Here is a 20,094-nt window from a genome sequence, read left to right as displayed (position 1 = left end):
AATATATTTATAGATCATGCAAAGAGTTCCATCTCATTGTATCACAATCACATATCAGGTACATAGAATTAGTAGTATATTACGTCTAGTGCCAGAAAGCAAATAAAGTGAGGGAGAAACATCGGTGCATAAAGACCGAGGCCGGTAAGAAAACAGTGTTTTCTCCCAGCCCCTACTCTATAAATATTGGGTTGTAAACAATTCTTGATCAGTTACTTCCAGTTTCCATTCCTGACTTTTCAGCGAATAAATCAGATTAGCTGCTGGACGCGAACGCTCTACCAGCATCGTTGGTTCATGCCATTTAACCTGGTATATCGTATCTGGTGCCACTAAAATTGGCACAGTGACCTGCCCATTTTTCACTTTCATCCCATCAAAGTTAAACACTGCTCCGTCACTGTATAACACATGGAGTTTTTGTGAGAGTTCAAAAGGAAAGAGAGCAAATTTTAACGGTCGTTGTAAGAAGAATAACCGCCGTTTTTCTCTAAAAGCAGTGGCCACATGGCTAGTAAAGCTATATGCCAAAACCCGATCAAGTTGCTTCATATGCCGATAGTAAACTTTCAAAGCTCCGTTAGGTAATGTTAAGAAAGCATACTGGTTTTGGAGCTTATAATAAAACGGCGACTGCATATGCATATATGCATGACCTAAGTACAACATGCCGGCAATTTCAATCGGAGTCAACTGCTCTAAATCATGTTGATCATCAAAGTCTAACCACCGCATATTAACATTCTGCTTATTACTTAGATAATCGTGCACACTATTCTGCCCCGTTACAATATTAAACCCAGTATTAATATCTATTTCTTGGTTAGCATCAACTGGAGAGAGGAGCAGTAAATTTTGTGGCAATCCGTTCATCGCTCGCATCGCTGTCACAAAATCATTGGTCGTAACACCATATGTCAGTGCCATGTGTGATATATTTTCGACGTGAATATAAATCAGATTACCTCTCACTAATACTCCACTCCTATCCGTTCTACATCTTTTCTAACCGGGCAATGCGATCAGCAACCGGTGGATGCGTCGCAAAAAGTTGACTCCATGACCGCTGTTTAAATGGGTCGGCAATGTATAACGAAGCACTTCCCACATTAGCAGCCCTCATCGGTTGACTATTACTAATTTTTTCCAACGCACTGATTAACCCGTATGGATTACGAGTTAAAACCACTGCCGAAGCATCGGCTAAATATTCGCGATTACGCGATAATGCTAATTGGGTCAGGGTTGCCGCCAATGGCGCTAAGACCACTGCCAATAGTGCCAAAATCAGCATGACAATATCCAGTGGGTTACTTTCCTCACGGTCATCACGTCTTCGGCCACCACCCCAAATAAAGGAATTCATCCCCATATTAATCAGAGCTGAAACAACAGCTGTCAATACCACTGCGGTTGTCTGCAAGCGAATATCATAGTTCTTGATATGAGAAATTTCATGGGCGATAACCCCTTCTAATTCCTCTCGGTTTAACCGGTCTAACAAGCCAGTCGTTGCTGCCACTGCTGCATGCTCTGGGTCCGGCCCCGTAGCGAATGCATTGGGGCTAGGATCATGAATGATATACACAGCTGGCATCGGCACTTGTCCCACAAGCGCCATATCTTCAACCGTATGCCACAGCTCTGGGGCCTGGCTGGCGTCTGTAATTGGCTGTGCATTATTCATTTGCATCACAACAGCTGTTGATTGCCCCATCATCACGAACATATAGACCAAGCCTAGAATCACCGCTAGTAGAATTCCACCACGGGTACTACCCATAAAGATATACCCAACTGCCGCCCCAACACAAGTGACAAGTAGCATAAAGAAAAACATTACCCCAAATGTCTTAATTTTGTTATTTCTAATCTGCTGGTACAGCATCCATTTCACTCCTTAATTTCTAAAATGATACCTTTGGGGCTGCTTTTTCTGCAACAGGAACTTCCAGATAATCCATCTTAGTGAAGTGGTGAAATTTAGCAACCATATTGGAAGGGAAAGTTACCAGTTTTTTGTTGAAAACTGCTACCGAACTGTTAAACAATTGCCGAGAGTAAGCAATCTTGTTTTCCGTATTAGTTAATTCTTCCATTAATTTGCCAAATTCTTGGTTAGCTTTTAAATCTGGATAACTTTCTGCTAAAGCAAAGATACTCTTCAATGAACTAGTTAACTGGTTAGAAACTGCCATCTTTTCTTGGTGTGCATCTGTTGGCAATTCGGCTAACTGATTCCGCAGCTGAATAACTTGACTCAAAGTTTCTTTTTCATGCTTCGCATACCCTTTAGTAGTTTCGACTAAGTTTGGAATCAGATCATTCCGCCGCTTGAGTTGGACATCAATCTGGCTCCAAGCTTCCTCGGCATGAACCTTGGCCGTTTGCAAGCCATTGTATAGCGCAATATATCCGCCTACCAATAGGATAATAACAACAATTGTAATGATTAATCCCATCAAAATCACTCCTTAAACTTTTTATTTTCAGCATACCAGAGAAAAATATCGGGATAAAGCTTTCCGCCCTATATTTGAAAATTATTAATATCAAAAAGAGGCTAGCAAGAACAAGTTCTTGCTAACCTCTATCATGCGGTCCTCACCAGTAATAGCAAAGAGTAGCTAGTGCTCCACAACACTAATCTACAGACACGTCACAATCCGGTGACTAATGTGCCCCGCTTATCAAAAGTTTGATCACTAGTTGCCGCAGCAAAACAATACTCAATGTATTGCCTGATCCCTCTCGACTCATCGCATGTCTGCTACTATAAACCAAAAACAGTTAAAATTCAAGTTTTTTATCCATCCGGTGGTGGGGAATACCCGCATCTATAAAGCCGGCTCCCACTACCTGGTATCCTAGCTTAGTATAAAAGCCCTGAGCAGTATCCTGGGCTCCTAAAGTTAAAAATTTTGCTCCTGCCTGTCGGGCATCAGTTTCAATCTTAGTTAACAACTGCCGGGCAAAGCCCAAACCACGATATTGTTTCCGGGTAGCTACTCGTTGAATATGCCAGCCACCGTTTTCCCATGAAGCACGTCCGGTAGCCGCAGCAACTCCGTCATTATACAAAACATAGTGATAAGGTCCTTTTTCACCGTCAATTTCTAAACTGATATCAACTCCTTGTTCCTCCACAAAAACCTTTTTCCTAATTGCCAGCGCATCTTGGTAAATTGGTGATGCTAATTCCTGGGTCATCTTGATTGTTACTGCCAGTTTAATCACCTCATCTTAAATTATTATTTCAATAGTCATGCTACATTATTTTTTCTATTATAACTGGTAATCCACCCCCTAAATAAGGAAACTTTTGCACTTTTTAAAAATCGTTCTATAATAAAGGTGTAGAGAGATTATCAATTAATTTCTTTGCAGAAAGAGGCGAATGATTATGGCAAAGAAGCTAAGTAAGGCAGAACGTAAGGAAATGGCACGGAAGGCTATGGAAGCCCGGCAAAAGCAACCTAAGCCAGCTGCTGGTTCTGGTTTTGCCCGCATCGATGCAGACGCTAAGAATCTGCGTGGTGAATAACATTCGCACAGTTGAAGGATCTTTATAGACCCCAAACAGGTTACTTACTAGTAACCAATAAACGGCAGGCCACTTAATGTGGACCTGCCGTTTTCTATTATTGTAAGACCGCCGTCGAAGACTTGATTGTTTGCTGCGGTGAGGTAGCTGGTAAAGTTTCTTTAAAAATATGATATGCCCTAGCATTCTGATTAATATCAAAGTACACCGTGGTAAAAGCTTCGCGAAATTCCTGGCGTTTCAACGCTTGACTAAATGCCTGCGCAACTAGTGCTGGATCATTTCCTGACCGCTGGCATCCGAAATCACCTAAAATTACTACCCGAACCTGATGATTTTTGAATAAGCGTAATGTCCATAAAATGCGCCGATAAATATGTCGGTATAATAACTGCTTATCCGGTTTAATCCCATTACAAAACATTGCCCGGACATTTGGGGCAGCGACCGAGACAACATCAATATAGCGAAAATGATCGAGAAACTTTAGCGATTCATCGTCACCTAGAACTTTTATTTTTTGCGAGTATAATAAGCGATCTACAAAATAATAATCGTTAAGGTGTTGAATATTGTAATAATAATATTTTCGCCGCATTTGTTTTAACTCTGGATATAGAAATGTATTGCGACACAATGCTGCTTCCGAAGCATCAATTCCACTTTGGAAGTCGCCTCCTGGAACTAGCGGGTTAGCAAAGTTCATGATTCCTGTCTTAACATCACTCGGAATTGTCTTTAGGCGGCTCAATGGTGCACGTTGTTCGACTATGATCGTCGGAAGTAGCATCCCCCGTCCTACCGTTTGGCCCGGAGTTGCCGTTACTAACATTGTACTTTGCTCTAGCTGTCGCATCTGTACTTGATAAATATTTATCACATGATGAGCCAATAATCGTTTTGCTTTGCTATCCATCACTCTCACCTTGCTTCCCCACTCACATTAGTATTAACTAATCATATTTTAATCTATACGCCATTTTTTCGCAATCACTGGTTTGCTTCATTTTTCAAGATTTGTGTCTATCTCCCTCGTCCATAGTATAATTAATTCGGTTAGTTTTTTACTTAAGAGGTGGTCAGTGATGGATATTAACATTAAAGAAAAAATTGGAATTCGCGAGCTTGTCGAATTTGTCCTCAAGGGTGGCGATTTGGTAACTACTAGTTCCAACGATCATTCTGCTCAGGAAGGAACCCGAATTCACCATCTTTTACAAAAGAAGTGGCCTGCTACAATCGCTACCGAAGTGGACCTCAAGGGCGAATTTACCCATGCTGCCCATACTATTCAGGTTCACGGGCGAGCTGACGGTGTGCGCTATGCTGACCATCTTCCCAGTGAAATTTTGGAAATTAAAACTTCGCCAGTCGCTTTTAAAGATCTCACTACTAACACCTTAGAGTTGTATTGGTCACAGGCTAAATTCTATGCCCATCTTTTGCTGACCAAATATGACTTGCCCCAGTTGAAAATAACTTTAATTTACTATCAGACAACAACTAAACAGATAACGGAAAAATCCGTTACTGTCAGCCGTGATCAAGTCAAGGTCTTTACTAATAATGTCATTGCCAGTTATGCAGTCTGGCTCGATCTTGTCGCTGACCTCCACCGCCAGCGGGATCAGGCTATCACTCAACTTAAATTTCCTTTTTCAAGTTATCACCAAAATCAACACGAACTGGCCGCAGCCGTTTACCGCACTATTGCTAGTCAAAAAAAGCTCCTTGTTGAAGCCCCAACAGGGACAGGCAAGACTATCTCCACACTTTTTCCTGCCATTAAAGCTTTAGGTGCTGGCCTGTGCACGCGTATTTTTTACCTAACTGCGAAACGTTCTACCCGCATGGTCGCCCGCGATACCATCAAGCTTCTCCATGAGCACGGACTCAACCTCCACATGGTAGTCTTGACGGCTAAAGATCAAATCATCTTCAAAGAGGAAAGGGACCTAGCCGATGAGGATAATCCTTTCTTATTAGGCTATTATGATCGGATCCGGCCGGCACTGCTGGACATCTTACAGCATGAGCAGCTGATCGACCCGGAAACAATTTGGACTTATGCTCGCAAGCATACTGTTGATCCGTTTGAATACTCACTCGATATCAGTCTTTTTTGTGACGTGGTAATTTGTGATTACAATTACCTCTTTGATCCGCTGGTCTATCTCCAACGTTTCTTCACCCAGCCTGACCCCCATAATGTCTTTCTCGTTGATGAAGCACATAATCTAATTGACCGCTCACGTCAGATGTACACCAAGGAAATTAGTTCTGCTACGCTGGTTCCCCTTCTAAGTCAGCTCAAGGACCAACCCCGGCGCCGCCAACGCTTAATTCATTTACTGGAGCGGGTATTAGATAGTTTTGATGCTTTGAAGATCACTCTCCAAAAGTATCACCAGGAGACCCTGATGATGACTGAAGCAGCCACTGATTTTAACAAGCGCTTAGATACTTTTTGCGAGTTTGCTAGTGATTGGCTCAAGGAGCATCAGCAAGATGAATTATATGACGAGATAAAGGACTATTTTCTGACAGCTCACGCCTTTTTAAAGATCAATGATTATTATGGACCAACATTTCGCACCCGCCTGCTCGTTGTAGATGATGAGCTCACTATTCGGACTATCTGTCTAGATTCCAGTCATTTGCTAGCTGATTCCCTCAATCTCGGGGGCGGGACTGTCCTTTTTTCGGCAACACTTTCGCCCTTACCGTACTATCGGGAAATGTTTGGCCTGGATGATGATACGAACCAAGGATTACTGTACCAGCTACCTTCACCTTTCGCATCGGACCACCTGGGATTGTTTGTAACCAATGATATCCAAACTACCTACCAAAAACGTCCAGCTAGTTTGGGACAAGTCAGTGCAACGATCTATCAGCTTCTTGCTAGCCATCCAGGTAATTATCTGATCTTCTTACCGTCATATTCTTATCTTGAGCAAGTAGTAGCCCGTTTTAATCGTGACTATCCTGAAATTGCAACAGTCTGTCAAACCGGAACCATGGACAACGAAGCACGCACTAATTTTTTAGCTAACTTCGTTGCCAATCCAACTTCATCCCTAGTCGGCTTTGCCGTTTTGGGAGGGATGTTTGCTGAGGGAATTGACCTTCAAGGATCCCGTTTGGCCGGGGTGGCAATCGTCAGTGTAGGGCTCCCCCGAATCAACCCCGAAACAGATGAGCTACGTAAGTATTTTACTGCCCATCATCGCGATGGTTTCCAGTATGCTTACCAGCTACCGGGATTAAATAATGTTTTCCAAGCTGCTGGGCGTGTCATTCGGGGTGAAGACGATGTTGGAGTGGTCGTCCTAATTGACCAACGTTTTGCAAGCCCGCGCTACACTCAGTTTTATCCGCCTCACTGGCAACATTTCCAGCTGACAAACTCTCCTCAGCAACTGCAGCTGGCCTTGAAAAAATTTTGGCACCAACATACTGATTAACACACAAAAAGGGGCTGGGAGAAAACAGTGTTTTCTCCCAGCCTCGGTCTTTATGCACTATTGTTTCACAGATAATATGGAAATAATCACAAGTCTAATATCTAAGTGCGAACGAAGGTTGCCGTCCTTTGCGCTAACCCTCGTTTGAGCTTAACCCCACAACTTGCTGCAAGGGTTATTTCGTCCTCACCTTTATCGTCAATCTTTATGGAAGAAAAATTGCTTTATCCATAGTGGATCACGGCACATCTGCAAATATGTATATACTGTTAACACCATCCCTCCAATGAAATCAGCTATTAGGTCTCCCATCGTATCCATTAACGCTGCCCGACCCACTAGGGCATGACCGGCACTAAGATAACGTTGTAAGTTTAAATTAGCAATCCCATCACAAGTAAATTCATAAAATTCCCATACCACTCCGGCAAACATCGCAAATGATAGCATGTAGACACAGATCAAGGCCCGTTGCGGATGATTTTGTGTTTCATTATCGGTCAATGCACCATACAATGATAGGGCAAAACTGCCTAATAAAGCACCAGAGATCAAGTGTAATCCCTTATCCCAGTAAGGAATACTGTAAAAATGGAAGCCAGTTCCCAAATATACCGAGCCTAAAATAAATAATGTATAGAAAAAATATAGCATTGAGGGAATAGTGAAATGAAAAATTCGCGCTAATAAGCGTGGTAAATACAAGATAATGGCCCCGATCAACATTTCAATGTTCAACAGCAGGGTCCCCGTACCCGCGACTACATTGTAAAAAACAAAAAAGAGCATTAGCCATAAAACTAATTCCATAAACCAATCATGTTTTTTCTTCATTACTATTTCCCCCTTTTGGTCATAGTCCACCTTCATTATAGCATGGGATCAATACAAAAAAGCCTGGTTGCAATAACCAGGCTTTTTCAGCAGTTTTGAACTGTTTAGTTTGTAAAACCGTACTTCTTGTTGAAACGATCGACACGGCCATCTGCTTGAGTAAACTTTTGCTTACCAGTGTAGAATGGGTGTGAATCAGAAGAAATTTCAACACGAATCAATGGGTAAGTGTTACCGTCTTCCCATTCAATTGTTTCTTCAGAAGTCTTAGTAGAACCAGACAGGAACTTGTAACCTGTAGCTGAATCTTGGAAGACAACTTGATGGTAATCTGGATGGATTCCTTGTTTCATTAGTAAACTCTCCTTTGCCCTGGTCCATTTGCTGGGCCAGAGTTAGTATTTCTTTTCTTTGCAACAAACAACATGATAGCATGAATACTCAAGCCATGCAACAATTTTCCCGCTTAGTTTCCCGTTAATTGGGATAGTTGGGCCATGAAGTCTTGGTTAGATTTGGTATTACGTAACATATTAAGTACTAACGGGGTATCCTTTAGTGGATTTCCGCGCATCTTTTTCCGCAACTTCCAGACCGCGGCCAGGTCTTCTTCTGCCAAGAGCAATTCTTCCCGTCGCGTTCCAAACTTCTTGAGGTCAAGGGCAGGGAAAATACGGCGCTCAGCTAAAGCGCGATCTAATTGCATTTCTTGATTCCCTGTTCCCTTAAATTCTTCGAAGATGATGTCATCCATCCGGCTACCAGTGTTAACTAAAGCAGTCGCTAAGATGGTCAAACTTCCACCTTCTTCAACATTACGAGCTGCTCCAAAGAATTTCTTAGGTTTATATAAAGCCGCTGGATCTAAACCACCAGAAAGTGTCCGCCCACTCGGTGGTTCGGTCAAGTTGTATGCCCGGGCTAATCGGGTCAAAGAGTCTAGCAAAATCACTACATCTTGCTTATCTTCAACTAAACGCATAGCTCGCTCCAACACCAGCTCTGCCACTCGAATATGGTTCTCAGGTTTCTGATCAAAGGTTGAATAGACTACTTCACCGTTAATCGTTCGTTCCAGATCAGTAACTTCTTCAGGGCGTTCATCGATTAATAAAACTAGCAGGTGCGCCTGCGGATAATTAGTAGTAATGCCCTGGGCTATTTCCTTCATCAAACTTGTCTTCCCCGCTTTAGGTGGAGCAACAATCAATCCTCTTTGTCCAAAACCAATTGGAGCAAAACAATCGATCGCCCGGGTAGCAATCCGTTGCGAAGTCGTTTCTAGCTTGATCTGCCGATTGGGATAAACCGCCGTTAAAGCCGGAAAGTGTGGCCGGTCTTTAGCCTCATCGGGTGTTTTCCCATTAACCTGGTCAACCCGTAACAAACCTGACTTGCGTTCCCCTGGATGTGGTGGTCGAGCAGTCCCGGCCACCAAGTCTCCATTCCGTAAGCCAAAACGCCGGATCTGTGAATTTGAAATATACACATCTTCTTGTGACGGCGCATAGTTTAGCGGGCGTAAAAAGCCATAGCCATCCGCCAGAATTTCCAGCACTCCAGAAGTATAGTAGAAACCTTCTTTATCAGCTTGCGCACGAATTACTGCCAACACTAGTTCTTTCTTACTCATTTGGCTATAATAATGCACCTGATATTGCCGTGCATACTGGTATAACTCCCGTAAAGTCAACTGTTCCAGTTCGGTAACAGTTAGCAATTTCTGGGTCCGATCTGACCCTTCTGCCGGTTGGGTATTAGCTTGTTTCTTCGATGTTGCGATAATTATCCCCCACCTTATTATTGTTTATTTGTGCAAACTTTCAGCTTCATTAACAATTTTCAAATCAACTGATAAGCCCTTGAACTTATCAATAATCCGTTCATATCCCCGGAGGATATTGTCTGCCCGATTGATTGTTGTTACCCCATCAGCCATCAATGCCAGGCCTAGGATCGAAACTCCGGCTCTGATCTCTCCTGCTTCAACGGTTTGCCCAATCAAATTAGGGGAACGTTTAACCGTGATGATTCCGTCCTTACTAGAGATATTAGCTCCCATCCGTTGCATTTCCGGAATATGCTTAACCCGTTGGGGATACAGAGTATCAATAATACTTGAACTTCCCTGTGCCCGCATCAGTAACGGCGTGATTGGTTGTTGCAAGTCAGTCGCAAATCCAGGATATGGCGCTGTTTTAACCGTAACTGGTGACAACTTGTCGCCCCCTGGAACGTAAATGCTATCTTCATTGATCTCCAATGTAACTCCCATCTCTTTGAGCTTAGCGATAAATGGGTCCAGGTGTTCAGTGATAAGATTGCGCACTAAAACACCCTTACCGTTTGCTGCTGCAAAGGAGAGGTAAGTCCCAGCTTCAATGCGGTCAGGAATGATGGAGTGGGTATTAGTCATCTTCAAAGAGGGAACCCCTTCAACTCGAATAACATCTGTCCCGGCACCTCGAATATGCGCCCCCATATTGTTCAAGAAGGTTGCTAAATCAACGATTTCCGGCTCACGGGCAGCATTTTCCATAATCGTTGTTCCCTTGGCCTTAACTGCTGCCAGCAAGACATTAATCGTTGCCCCCACAGATACCAAATCGAAGAAAATCTCTGCACCGTGTAACCCGTCAGCACCTGCTTTGATGTGGACCGCATTGTCTTTTTCTTCTACTTCTGCTCCTAAAGCCTTGAACCCTTTAATATGTTGATCAATTGGTCGTGGGCCAATATTGTCCCCACCAGGGAAACCGACAATTGCTTCACCAAAACGACCAAGTAATGCCCCCATAAAATAGTAAGAAGCCCGTAGACTGCGAATAGTATCGCCGGGAAGAGGGGCTTTCCGAATCTGGGTTGGATCAATTTCTAAATTGCCACGGTTAAAGTGCGATGAAACATTCATTGATTCTAAGATCAGCATCAGGTTGTGCACATCCAAAATGTCCGGCACATTATCAAATCTCACCTTAGAATCTGCCAAAATCGCCGCTGGAATCAGTGCAACGGTACTATTTTTAGCCCCACCAATCGTAACTTCGCCATGTAACTGTTGGCCACCTTTAACAATTAACTTCTTCATCTTTATTGAAATCCTCACTCAATTAATCATCTAAAATAATATTGTCTGTGCGAGCTTAATCACCGCCCTAGCGGCTTCATCTCCGCACCGTGTGTCATAAAAATGCACACTTTCTTTCATTTTATAAGATAGCCCCGGGTGTTTCAATGTCTTTTACATCTTATTTGTCTTTTTTCATGAATTTATTTATTCCCTGTAATGCTCTTTACACCATCCTTACAACCCGAAAAAAACAGCGCCGTCAGGCTATCTGACGACGCTGTCTCTTTATCTATCTATTTGCTTATTTACCAGCTGCAGCTTTGATAAATCCTGCAAATAACCCTTCTGGTCGTTGTGGCCGGGAAAGGAATTCTGGGTGATATTGGGCTGCAATGAAAAACTTCTTGTCTGGAATTTCAATCACTTCAACCAAACGGTTGTCAGGTGATGTCCCAGCAAAGACTAAACCTTTTTCGGCTAATAAGTCACGGTATTTGTTGTTAAATTCATAACGGTGACGGTGCCGTTCTTGAATTACTTCCTGGTTGCCATAGCAAGCAGCTGCCCGAGAACCCGGCTTCAACTTGCATGGATAAGCACCTAAACGCTGTGTGCCCCCCATGTTTTCAACATCTTCTTGGTCAGACATCAAGTCGATCACCTTGTTTGATGCATCAGGATGAACTTCCCCAGTAGTTGCATCTTTAATCCCCGCAACATTCCGAGCAAATTCAATGCTTGCCATCTGCATTCCCAAGCAAATTCCCAAGAATGGCATGTCATTTTCCCGTGCGTATTGGATAGACTTGATCATACCTTCCAAGCCACGGCTCCCAAATCCACCAGGAACAATTAAGCCATCATATGGAGCTAAAGTAGCAGCTACATTGTCTTCAGTGATATTTTCTGCGTCGATATATGTGATCTTAACGTCAGCATTGATTTGGTAACCCGCATGCTTCAAAGCTTCGTTAACAGAAATGTAAGCATCCTTCAAGTTGACATACTTACCAACCAAGGCAATCTTAACTTCACCAGCCAAGTTCTCAACCTTGTTCCGTAATTCAACCCATTCAGTCATATCAGCAGCAGGCACATCCAACTTCAAGTGGTCACAAACAATTTGATCCATGTTTTGTGCTTGTAAGTTCAATGGAATCTGATAAAGAGTAGATACATCCATTGATTCAATTACTGCTTCTGGTTCTACGTCACAGAAGTTAGAGATCTTGTTCTTCATTTCTTGGGAAATAGGCTTTTCAGTCCGTACCACTAACATGTTTGGTTGAATACCTAAGCCTCGCAATGCCTTAACACTGTGTTGAGTTGGCTTGGTCTTCATTTCCCCAGCTGCTTTTAAGTATGGAACTAAAGTCGTGTGGATGTAGTAAACATTGTCATTGCCTACTTCTTTTTTCATTTGGCGGATAGCTTCCATAAATGGTTGAGATTCAATATCCCCAACAGTCCCACCAATTTCAGTAATCACGATGTCAGAGTCAGTAACTGTTCCGGCCCGCATGATCTTTTCTTTAATCATGTTAGTAATGTGCGGAATAACTTGGACAGTAGCACCCAAGTAATCACCCCGCCGTTCTTTACGCAATACTTCAGAGTAGATCTTCCCTGTGGTTACGTTAGAATACTTGTTTAAGTTAATATCAATGAACCGTTCATAGTGACCAAGGTCTAAGTCCGTTTCTGTCCCATCATCGGTAACAAACACTTCTCCGTGTTGGTATGGGCTCATTGTCCCTGGGTCAACATTGATATATGGGTCAAACTTTTGAATTGTAACTTTTAAGCCCCGGTTCTTCAATAAGCGGCCTAAGGATGCGGCAACGATCCCTTTCCCTAATGAAGAAACAACGCCGCCTGTAACAAAAATATACTTGGTCATGCTAGATCTCCTTTGAAATAAATTTGTGGGTGAACATAAAATAAAAACAACAAGCTCCCTACTCACTAGAATAGGGAGCTTGTTTATTTCGAACTGCTTTGCTTTACACTACCATGTAAAGCGCCCAAGAAACAGTCTACATAACTTTGATTATTCCGTCAAGGATTAGCCCTGATTAAATTAATTTAATTGGTCTTCGTCATCATCGTCTTGCAATTCTGATAATTGTCCTTCGATGCCATCTGGTAAGTCATCGTCTTCTTCATCATCACCAAAGTCATCTAAGTCACTACTGTATTGCTTCAATTCGTCGTTTTCTTCGTCATCATCGTCGTAGCCGGAATCAAGATCTGTATCTTCTGGATCATCATCGTTGTAGTCGATCACATCATCGTCGTCATCGTCAACATCAGCTAAGAACGCATTGACACGCTTGTGTTTCTTGCTTGAAGAACCTTCATCGTCATCATCGGTATGAACGAGAGCTTCATCGATGGAATCATATGGATACCACTTCCGCAAGCCCCACATGTTATCACCCAGGGAAATGAAACTGCCGTCAACATTCAAGTCAGTATAGAACTGGGTCAAGCGTTCACGAATATCTTCATCAGACTTGCCCATGAACTGCTGCACCTTATTTGTTAAATCAGCGAATTCCAATGTATCCCCGTGTTCTTGCAAAATTTCATGAGCGACTTCGATCATTGACAGCTCATCTTTATTCATATCAGCGAATTTTTCAAGTCCCAACCTGGTACACGTCCTTTCAACAGTTTACTTCTCATACTACAATACTAGGCTTTAAATTGCAATCGAATTTTGTATTCCCCTAACAGGCTTATTCCTTGGTATAAACGATAATCTATCGCCAGGTGTCCCTGTGGTTGCTTGGTCAGATCCAAGACGTGATCCAACCGGGTAGTCCGCGTCACTAATTCAATCATTCCGTAAGGGGTGTGGTAGTGGTTGGTAACCTTGGTTGCAGTTGTATCAAATTGCAACGCCGTTCGATGTTGTCCCGTCGTCCGCGTCAACATAACCTGGTCGTCAGTAACCAGCTTGAACATCACTCTTGTCCCATCTTCTTCACGATACCGAATGTAGGTTGCCTCTCCCTTATTCACTAGTTGTCCGGTAAACTTTCGGTGATAATTTTCTACCTGTTTGTTGTGGGTTTCTTGGCGCGTCGTAATCTCGACTTGTACGTCATATTTCTCCATCCCCATTTTCTCCTATCCACATATTGTCTGGTTTAATTATAGCGAGATCATCCCTGAGATTCAAAAGTTAGCCCGAGCCTATGCTATAATTAACAATAATTTTATTTAACGAATCGCTTTAGGAAGGAGCCTGCCCCCGTGTATTTTCAATATTCCGGCACTTTACTGCCGATGGAAAAGGTCTTACGTGATCCGATCCATAACTATATCTATATCCAAAACAAAGTCATCCTTGATCTGATCAACACCCGCGAATTTCAGCGACTTCGGCGCATCCGCCAGCTTGGGGTCGCCAACATGACCTTCCATGGGGCTGAACACAGCCGTTTCACACATTCCGTCGGTGTCTATGAAATCACTCGCCGAATCTGTGATCTTTTTGCCCGTAACTACCCCCAAGTCACTCCGGGTGATGGCTTGTGGAATGATGATGAACGGCTAGTAGCACTCTGTGCTGCCCTCCTGCATGACGTGGGACACGGGGCTTATTCACATACCTTTGAACATATCTTCCACATAGACCATGAACAGATGACCCAAAAGATCATCCTCGATCCGACCACGGAAGTTAATCAGGTCCTGTCCCAAGTTGGAGAAGATTTTCCCACACAGGTGGCTTCTGTCATTGCTAAAACTTATCCTAATCCGCAAGTTGTCCAGCTGATTTCGTCGCAAATCGATGCTGACCGGATGGACTACCTCTTGCGTGACTCTTACTACACTGGTACTAATTACGGAACATTCGACCTTACCCGAATCATGCGGGTAATGCGCCCCTACACAGGAGGAATTGCTTTTGATATGAGCGGAATGCATGCAGTGGAGGATTATCTTGTCAGTCGTTTTCAAATGTATCAGCAAGTTTATTTCCACCCCGTTTCACGCTCAATGGAAGTCATCTTAGACCACCTTCTTCGCCGTGCTAAAGTGCTATTCAAGGCGGGAAAACTCACCGGCTCATTTAAGCCTGAGTTGTTATTACCTTTCTTTACCGATAACTTTACTCTCAGTGATTACTTAAGCCTCGATGATGGGGTTTTAAACACGTACTTTACTTACTGGCGCCATAATCCGGATCCTATCTTAAGTGATTTGGCAACACGGTTTTTGGATCGCAAGCCACTCAAGTCAGTCCGGGTGACACCAACTACACATGCAATCATTCCTACCCTTCAGGATCTAGTTGCCCAAGCCGGATTCAATCCTGAGTATTATACTGATACCAATGACAGCTTTGACCTACCATATGACCTGTATGATCCGCGCTCAAAAAAACCGCGAACACAGATTGAGCTAATGCAAAAAGATAAGAGTCTGGTTGAACTTTCTTCTGTTTCTGATCTTGTCTTGGCAATTACTGGCCGGACCAGTGGAGATGAGCGTTTCTTCTTCCCTAAAGAAATGCGGGGCACTAGTCTTCAGGGACAAGGCGAAGTATTTGCTCCCGTCTATCGTGAGTTTATGCAGCATATTAAAAACGATCAGCTAATCAAGTAATAAGTCAAAAGGCTGGTGGAAAGCTCTGCTTTCTCACCAGCCTTGTTTTTTATCCACTAATATTTCTCAGATAATGTAACAAACAACTACCTACCTCAAAGCTAAGTAGAAACACAGACTTCTGCTCTTTGCGTTAACCACCATCCGGGCTTAACCTAATATCTTGTCACAAAATCGATTTTCCACGCACTTTTGGATAATCAATTTATTGGCGTTCTGCCAACCATGTGTCTAACAGGTCTGCATACTGTGTAGTTTGTTCTGCAAACGCCATGTGCTTAGCCCCAGCAAATAATTCCCACCGCGCATTTGGTAGGTGGTCATACATCGTTTTAGCTACTAAGGGGGTGCATAGATCATCGGTTCCACTTGTTATCAATGCAGGCACCTTTACCTGTTGTAATTTGTCTGTATATTCATAATCTTTCAGCGTTCCCTGGGGCACCAACTCGTTCGGTCCCCAAGCTGCTACATAGGATTCTGTCCCCATGCGTACTTCACGTTGGAGTGGCTCCGCATTTGTGACTGCCCGATCCCGACAATAATACTGCATAAACAATGCATCAGCTGCTTGATAAGCAGACCCACTATAATTACCCGTGACCTCTGCTTGCTTTAAGGCTTCTTGGGCTGTTAGGGGGAGATATTGCAACAAACGATGTTGTTCCTGAGCCCATAAACGAGCCGAGGAAAGCGTACTGGATAAAATTACGCTTTGTACACCACTAGGAGCATAGTCACAAAGATAAATAATCGCTAACATTCCACCCCAGGACTGACCTAAAAGATGGATCTGCTCCAACTTGAGATGACGGCGTAAAGCCTGTAATTCTTCAACCCAAGTTTCTGCTCGGTAAACTGCAGGATCAGTCGGGATCGTCGACCGCCCACATCCTAACTGATCATACATTATTAGTTGGCGGTCCAAGCGTACTGCTAACCCATCTAGCACCTCAAAATAAGTATGCGTTGAGCCTGGCCCACCATGCAATAAAACTAGGGGCACTTTTGCACTAGGAGTTCCCACTATCCGATAATATGTGCGCCACTGGTCATTATGCCAAGTAAAATAGCCATCCGTTACTGTCATCTTCTTGCCCCCTCTTGTTCTACAATGTAATGATAATTGCTAGGACAATCATTCCTAAGCCCAGAACCAGACAGTTAGCTGCTAAGGCTTCAAAATGAATCGGGCGGTTTTTTTTGCTAGCAACCGTTTCAACCTCAATTTTATCCGCCTGGTACTCCTCGTCTGTTTCGCCTTTTTTCTTTTTTTTAAACCAGCCAGAAAACAAGCCAGCGTGAAGTAAAATATTACAAATCATCAGGCAGATAAAACCGAGACCGTCCACGAATAAAAAGTTAGAAACCGTCACTATCCGTTTTTGCCAATAACCGATAACTATCATGATCACACATATCACTAGAATAAAAATGTCGGTTTTTACCCATAACTTATCAACAAAATTCTTCATCCCTTACTACCTACTCCTTTCGCAAGGCTTCGACTGGGTCCAGCTTGGATGCCCGGTTGGCTGGCAAAATTCCTGCGATCATACTGATCACAACACTCAAAATAATTCCTGTCATGACATACTTCGGCGTCAACATCACGAGAGTAATATCAAAAGCACTATGGGCAAAACGGTTGATTCCCAAACTCAAACCATACGTGAAAGCCACGCCTAAAATTCCTGCGAAAAGTCCGATCAAAAAGGCTTCCGCTGCAAAAATCCGCCGAATATCTTTACGCCGTGCGCCTAAGGCTTTGAGCACTCCAATTTCTTTGGTCCGCTCGACCACAGAAATATTGAGAACAACTAAGATCATAATTGCGGAAACGACCAATGAAATAGCAGCGATTGCTGTTAATACCCAAGTAATGACATTTAACATTTGAGTAAACATTTCTGTCATTTGTTCTTGCATCGAACCGGTATAGCCTAATTTCTTAACCTTATTCTTGATTTGCTTAGTGTTATCTTTATTTGCTGTGTGCAAGTAAATTACATTCGGTTCAAGTGTCTGTCCTGTTTCGGAGTAAAGTTTAGCAACTTCATCATAGCTGACAATCATCGTACTTACACTTTGCGTCTGTGCTTCATAGAGCCCTGCAACTGTCATCGTTTTTGTTAGGTTTTTGGTGCCAACTTTAAGATCAAACGTAACCTGCTTACCAACTATATCCTTTCCTAGCAAATCAGCCGTCCCTTTATCTAGAACAACTTCACCGCGGTGAGGAGCATGGCCCTTGACAATCGTTGATTTAGCAATATTGTCCGACATGGTCTGCAACATCAAAACACTAGCCCGTTTGCCATGATAAGTCACCGCGTTGTTTCCCATGGAAAATGCCGAATATCCTAACTGATATCTGTCCACATGTTTAATCTTTTTCAAGCGGGCAATATCTTTATCAGTGAAACCCCCACCGCTAGCCCCAGTCATAGCGGCAATATTGGCTTGCTGTTGTTTGGCAATCTCTGCTCGGTCCATCTGTTGCGGATTTTGCATGGTTTTTTGCTGATTGCCAGCCTGTTTATGAACCTCTGTTATGTTGGGGTTAGTATAAGATTTCATCGTTGAACTGACGTATGTAGTCACGCCCTTGCCCAAAGCTAGCATCAGAATCACTGCCATGATCCCAATACTAGACCCTAGTGCAACTAAAAAATTCCGCCCGAACTTAGCTTTCATATTGAGGAAAGCCAAACGAATCGCCTTTGCCAAAGACATATTAGCCACTTTCTCTAACCGGCCAACTGCTGGCGTTGTTGCTGGGGAAGAGGTGGGTATAGTGGCTAATAACTTACCATTTTCAATCCGGAGTTCGCGATCACAAAAGGCCGCCACCCGGTCTGAGTGGGTCACCATCAGCACCAGTTTCCCTTCAGTAGCAATCTCTTTAATCAATGCTAAAATCACTCCAGTGGTTTCAGCATCGAGGGCCCCGGTTGGTTCATCAGCAATAATCACATCCGGATCATTGACCAAAGCCCGAGCGATCGCCACCCGCTGCTTTTGTCCCCCTGAGATCTGGTCTGGCTTTTTATACATATGGTCCCCCAACCCCACCTTGGTTAAGAGTTGCTCTGCTCGTGCCACTCTGGTCTTTTCATCCACGTTGGATAAAGTCATAGCCATTGCTACGTTGTCAACCAAGTTGAGGTGGGCAATCAAGTTAAAATTTTGGAAGATAAAACCAATACTCTTCTTATGGTAGTCAACTAATTCCTGCTGACTAAACTGGGCTAAGTTGTGTCCATGATAAAGGATCTCGCCCGTAAAATCCGAATCTAATCCGCCGATCGCATTCATCAAGGTTGATTTCCCTGAACCTGACTCCCCAACGATAGCAACCATCTCGCCTGCCTCAAACTGAGCGTTAATCCCCTTCAATGCGGTAAAATCATTTCCGTCGGCGAGATGATATTTCTTTACTACATTTCGTAATTCCATAACTGCCACAATTCTTCCTCCTTCTTAACTAAAAAGAGACGTGCGTTAAAGTTATCAAATTCTGAAACTTTCCCCACGTCTCATTATTGTTATTATATTTAACCCCGCTACGCCAAGCCACTAATTAATCGGCTTATATTCCCCAGTGATTTCATCCATTTTCTGGGCCTTGTGGGTATTGCTATCGTATGTGTACAAACCTTTCAGGTTAGAAATAGTAGATGCCCCGGTACTAGTATGCCGGATTTCAATCTGATAAGTCGTAGCTGTTAGTTGTTGCACGAAGTATTGGTCTCCATTAACCTGTGGGATACCCGTAGCTGCTCTGAACTGTTGGATAATCCCTGCGCTCGTTGGTTGTGCTACCTGACTGGAAGCTGAGGCCACTTCAGCATTGGAGGCCGACTCGATACTTCGTCCAGTTTGTTGCGCGTATTGTGAGCTGACAATCTTAGAAGAACGAGCATTAGCATAACTGGCTTGTTTAGCTGCTTCTTTTTCTTGCTTATCTTCAATCTTGTCTTTGTACTTGGAAGCTTGCTTTTGAAGGCGGGCTACCGTTACGTACTTATCATTTAACGAGTTCAGTGCTTGGAGACTACCGCCTGCTGCTTCATATTTCTCAGCTTTGTAATACCGCTGAATTTCCTTGTGGTAGGTATTGGCCAGTGTTACTTCTTTAGCTTCTTTTTTTACTGCCTTAATCTGAGTTAGTAATTCCTCAGGTCGAGAAACATCTTGGAGCTTATCGAGTAACTTTTCTGCACGGGTAACTTCGTTAGCATCCAATGCCTGTTCGACACCCACTAAGGTCCGCACATTGTTACGTAATTGGACTACCTTAGTGGAAGTTTTACTAGTCACATTAATTTTTTGAAGCTCATCATTGGCTTTGGAATTAGAGCCATCAGCCAAATACTTCAATGCTTTTTGATACCGATTGTTGACGTAGGATTGCGACTGCGTATTGACTTTGGCATCGTTCTTAGTGCCTCCACTAGCTGAACATGCCCCTAAACTAAAAACAGTTAGTAAGGCAACAATTCCTGTTGCTACTTTCTTTTTCTTTAACACCACAGATCCCTCCCTTTGGATCAACT

At 43.2% G+C, this 20,094-nt stretch carries 19 protein-coding genes; 3 read left to right on the top strand and 16 right to left on the bottom strand.

The window, feature by feature from the left end:
* Positions 1 to 177: 177 nt before the first annotated feature.
* The 4 genes from G541_RS0103265 to G541_RS0103250 form a co-directional block, all read right to left on the bottom strand.
* Positions 178 to 972 carry a hypothetical protein gene (locus G541_RS0103265; protein WP_009555537.1) on the bottom strand — a complete coding sequence of 265 codons (795 nt, stop codon included), beginning with the start codon at positions 970 to 972 and terminating at the stop codon, positions 178 to 180.
* 22 nt (positions 973 to 994) lie between these two features.
* Positions 995 to 1,888, bottom strand: coding sequence for a zinc metalloprotease HtpX (gene htpX / locus G541_RS0103260; protein ID WP_009555540.1), 894 nt, complete (start codon positions 1,886 to 1,888; stop codon positions 995 to 997).
* A 19-nt stretch (positions 1,889 to 1,907) separates the two neighbouring features.
* Complete coding sequence (locus G541_RS0103255) at positions 1,908 to 2,462, bottom strand: LemA family protein (RefSeq protein WP_027826497.1); 555 nt, start codon at positions 2,460 to 2,462, stop codon at positions 1,908 to 1,910.
* 328 nt (positions 2,463 to 2,790) lie between these two features.
* Positions 2,791 to 3,237 carry a GNAT family N-acetyltransferase gene (locus G541_RS0103250; protein ID WP_009555544.1) on the bottom strand — a complete coding sequence of 149 codons (447 nt, stop codon included), beginning with the start codon at positions 3,235 to 3,237 and terminating at the stop codon, positions 2,791 to 2,793.
* A gap of 166 nt (positions 3,238 to 3,403) precedes the next feature.
* On the opposite strand from G541_RS0103250, the gene G541_RS10520 reads away from it, so the two are divergent.
* On the top strand, positions 3,404 to 3,544 hold the full coding sequence (locus G541_RS10520; RefSeq protein WP_009555546.1) for a hypothetical protein: 141 nt from the start codon (positions 3,404 to 3,406) through the stop codon (positions 3,542 to 3,544).
* Between the two features lie 97 nt (positions 3,545 to 3,641).
* On the opposite strand, the gene G541_RS09290 is transcribed toward G541_RS10520, so the two are convergent.
* Positions 3,642 to 4,460, bottom strand: a complete 819-nt coding sequence (locus G541_RS09290; protein ID WP_051174549.1) for a TIGR02452 family protein — start codon at positions 4,458 to 4,460, stop codon at positions 3,642 to 3,644.
* Positions 4,461 to 4,629: 169 nt separating this feature from the next.
* Between G541_RS09290 and G541_RS0103235 the strand changes: the two genes are divergently transcribed.
* Positions 4,630 to 7,011: an ATP-dependent DNA helicase gene (locus tag G541_RS0103235; RefSeq protein ID WP_035162826.1), complete on the top strand. Its 2,382-nt coding sequence runs from the start codon at positions 4,630 to 4,632 to the stop codon at positions 7,009 to 7,011.
* 198 nt (positions 7,012 to 7,209) lie between these two features.
* On the opposite strand, the gene G541_RS0103230 is transcribed toward G541_RS0103235, so the two are convergent.
* The 7 genes from G541_RS0103230 to G541_RS0103200 all read right to left on the bottom strand — a co-directional run bounded on the left by G541_RS0103230 (position 7,210) and on the right by G541_RS0103200 (position 14,038).
* Entirely contained in the window at positions 7,210 to 7,845 is a 636-nt protein-coding gene (locus G541_RS0103230; protein WP_027826495.1) for a DUF2238 domain-containing protein, read from the bottom strand.
* 104 nt (positions 7,846 to 7,949) lie between these two features.
* Positions 7,950 to 8,198 carry a type B 50S ribosomal protein L31 gene (locus G541_RS0103225; RefSeq protein WP_009555552.1) on the bottom strand — a complete coding sequence of 83 codons (249 nt, stop codon included), beginning with the start codon at positions 8,196 to 8,198 and terminating at the stop codon, positions 7,950 to 7,952.
* A gap of 113 nt (positions 8,199 to 8,311) precedes the next feature.
* The gene (gene rho / locus G541_RS0103220; RefSeq protein ID WP_009555554.1) at positions 8,312 to 9,565 is read right to left on the bottom strand and encodes a transcription termination factor Rho; all 1,254 of its coding nucleotides are present in this window, start codon (positions 9,563 to 9,565) and stop codon (positions 8,312 to 8,314) included.
* Positions 9,566 to 9,652: 87 nt separating this feature from the next.
* Complete coding sequence (locus G541_RS0103215; RefSeq protein ID WP_027826494.1) at positions 9,653 to 10,933, bottom strand: UDP-N-acetylglucosamine 1-carboxyvinyltransferase; 1,281 nt, start codon at positions 10,931 to 10,933, stop codon at positions 9,653 to 9,655.
* Between the two features lie 283 nt (positions 10,934 to 11,216).
* On the bottom strand, positions 11,217 to 12,815 hold the full coding sequence (locus tag G541_RS0103210; RefSeq protein WP_027826493.1) for a CTP synthase: 1,599 nt from the start codon (positions 12,813 to 12,815) through the stop codon (positions 11,217 to 11,219).
* Positions 12,816 to 12,995: 180 nt separating this feature from the next.
* Complete coding sequence (gene rpoE / locus G541_RS0103205) at positions 12,996 to 13,568, bottom strand: DNA-directed RNA polymerase subunit delta (protein WP_027826492.1); 573 nt, start codon at positions 13,566 to 13,568, stop codon at positions 12,996 to 12,998.
* 44 nt (positions 13,569 to 13,612) lie between these two features.
* Entirely contained in the window at positions 13,613 to 14,038 is a 426-nt protein-coding gene (locus G541_RS0103200) for a YwiB family protein (RefSeq protein ID WP_027826491.1), read from the bottom strand.
* Between the two features lie 171 nt (positions 14,039 to 14,209).
* Here G541_RS0103200 and G541_RS0103195 point away from each other — a divergent pair, with 171 nt between their 5' ends.
* Positions 14,210 to 15,535 (top strand): HD domain-containing protein, encoded by a 1,326-nt coding sequence (locus G541_RS0103195; RefSeq protein ID WP_035162844.1) that lies wholly within the window; start codon positions 14,210 to 14,212, stop codon positions 15,533 to 15,535.
* A gap of 205 nt (positions 15,536 to 15,740) precedes the next feature.
* On the opposite strand, the gene pepI is transcribed toward G541_RS0103195, so the two are convergent.
* From pepI to G541_RS0103175, 4 genes are all read right to left on the bottom strand, one after another.
* Complete coding sequence (gene pepI / locus G541_RS0103190) at positions 15,741 to 16,625, bottom strand: proline iminopeptidase (RefSeq protein ID WP_027826489.1); 885 nt, start codon at positions 16,623 to 16,625, stop codon at positions 15,741 to 15,743.
* Between the two features lie 19 nt (positions 16,626 to 16,644).
* Positions 16,645 to 17,010: a DUF3899 domain-containing protein gene (locus tag G541_RS10130; protein WP_027826488.1), complete on the bottom strand. Its 366-nt coding sequence runs from the start codon at positions 17,008 to 17,010 to the stop codon at positions 16,645 to 16,647.
* Between the two features lie 10 nt (positions 17,011 to 17,020).
* Positions 17,021 to 19,003, bottom strand: a complete 1,983-nt coding sequence (locus G541_RS0103180) for an ABC transporter ATP-binding protein/permease (RefSeq protein WP_027826487.1) — start codon at positions 19,001 to 19,003, stop codon at positions 17,021 to 17,023.
* A 111-nt stretch (positions 19,004 to 19,114) separates the two neighbouring features.
* Positions 19,115 to 20,068: a hypothetical protein gene (locus G541_RS0103175; protein WP_051174548.1), complete on the bottom strand. Its 954-nt coding sequence runs from the start codon at positions 20,066 to 20,068 to the stop codon at positions 19,115 to 19,117.
* Positions 20,069 to 20,094 lie beyond the last annotated feature (26 nt).

This window comes from Ligilactobacillus saerimneri DSM 16049 (genome assembly GCF_000423265.1).
Classification (GTDB): domain Bacteria; phylum Bacillota; class Bacilli; order Lactobacillales; family Lactobacillaceae; genus Ligilactobacillus; species Ligilactobacillus saerimneri.
This window is presented reverse-complemented; position numbering and strand designations above follow the sequence as displayed.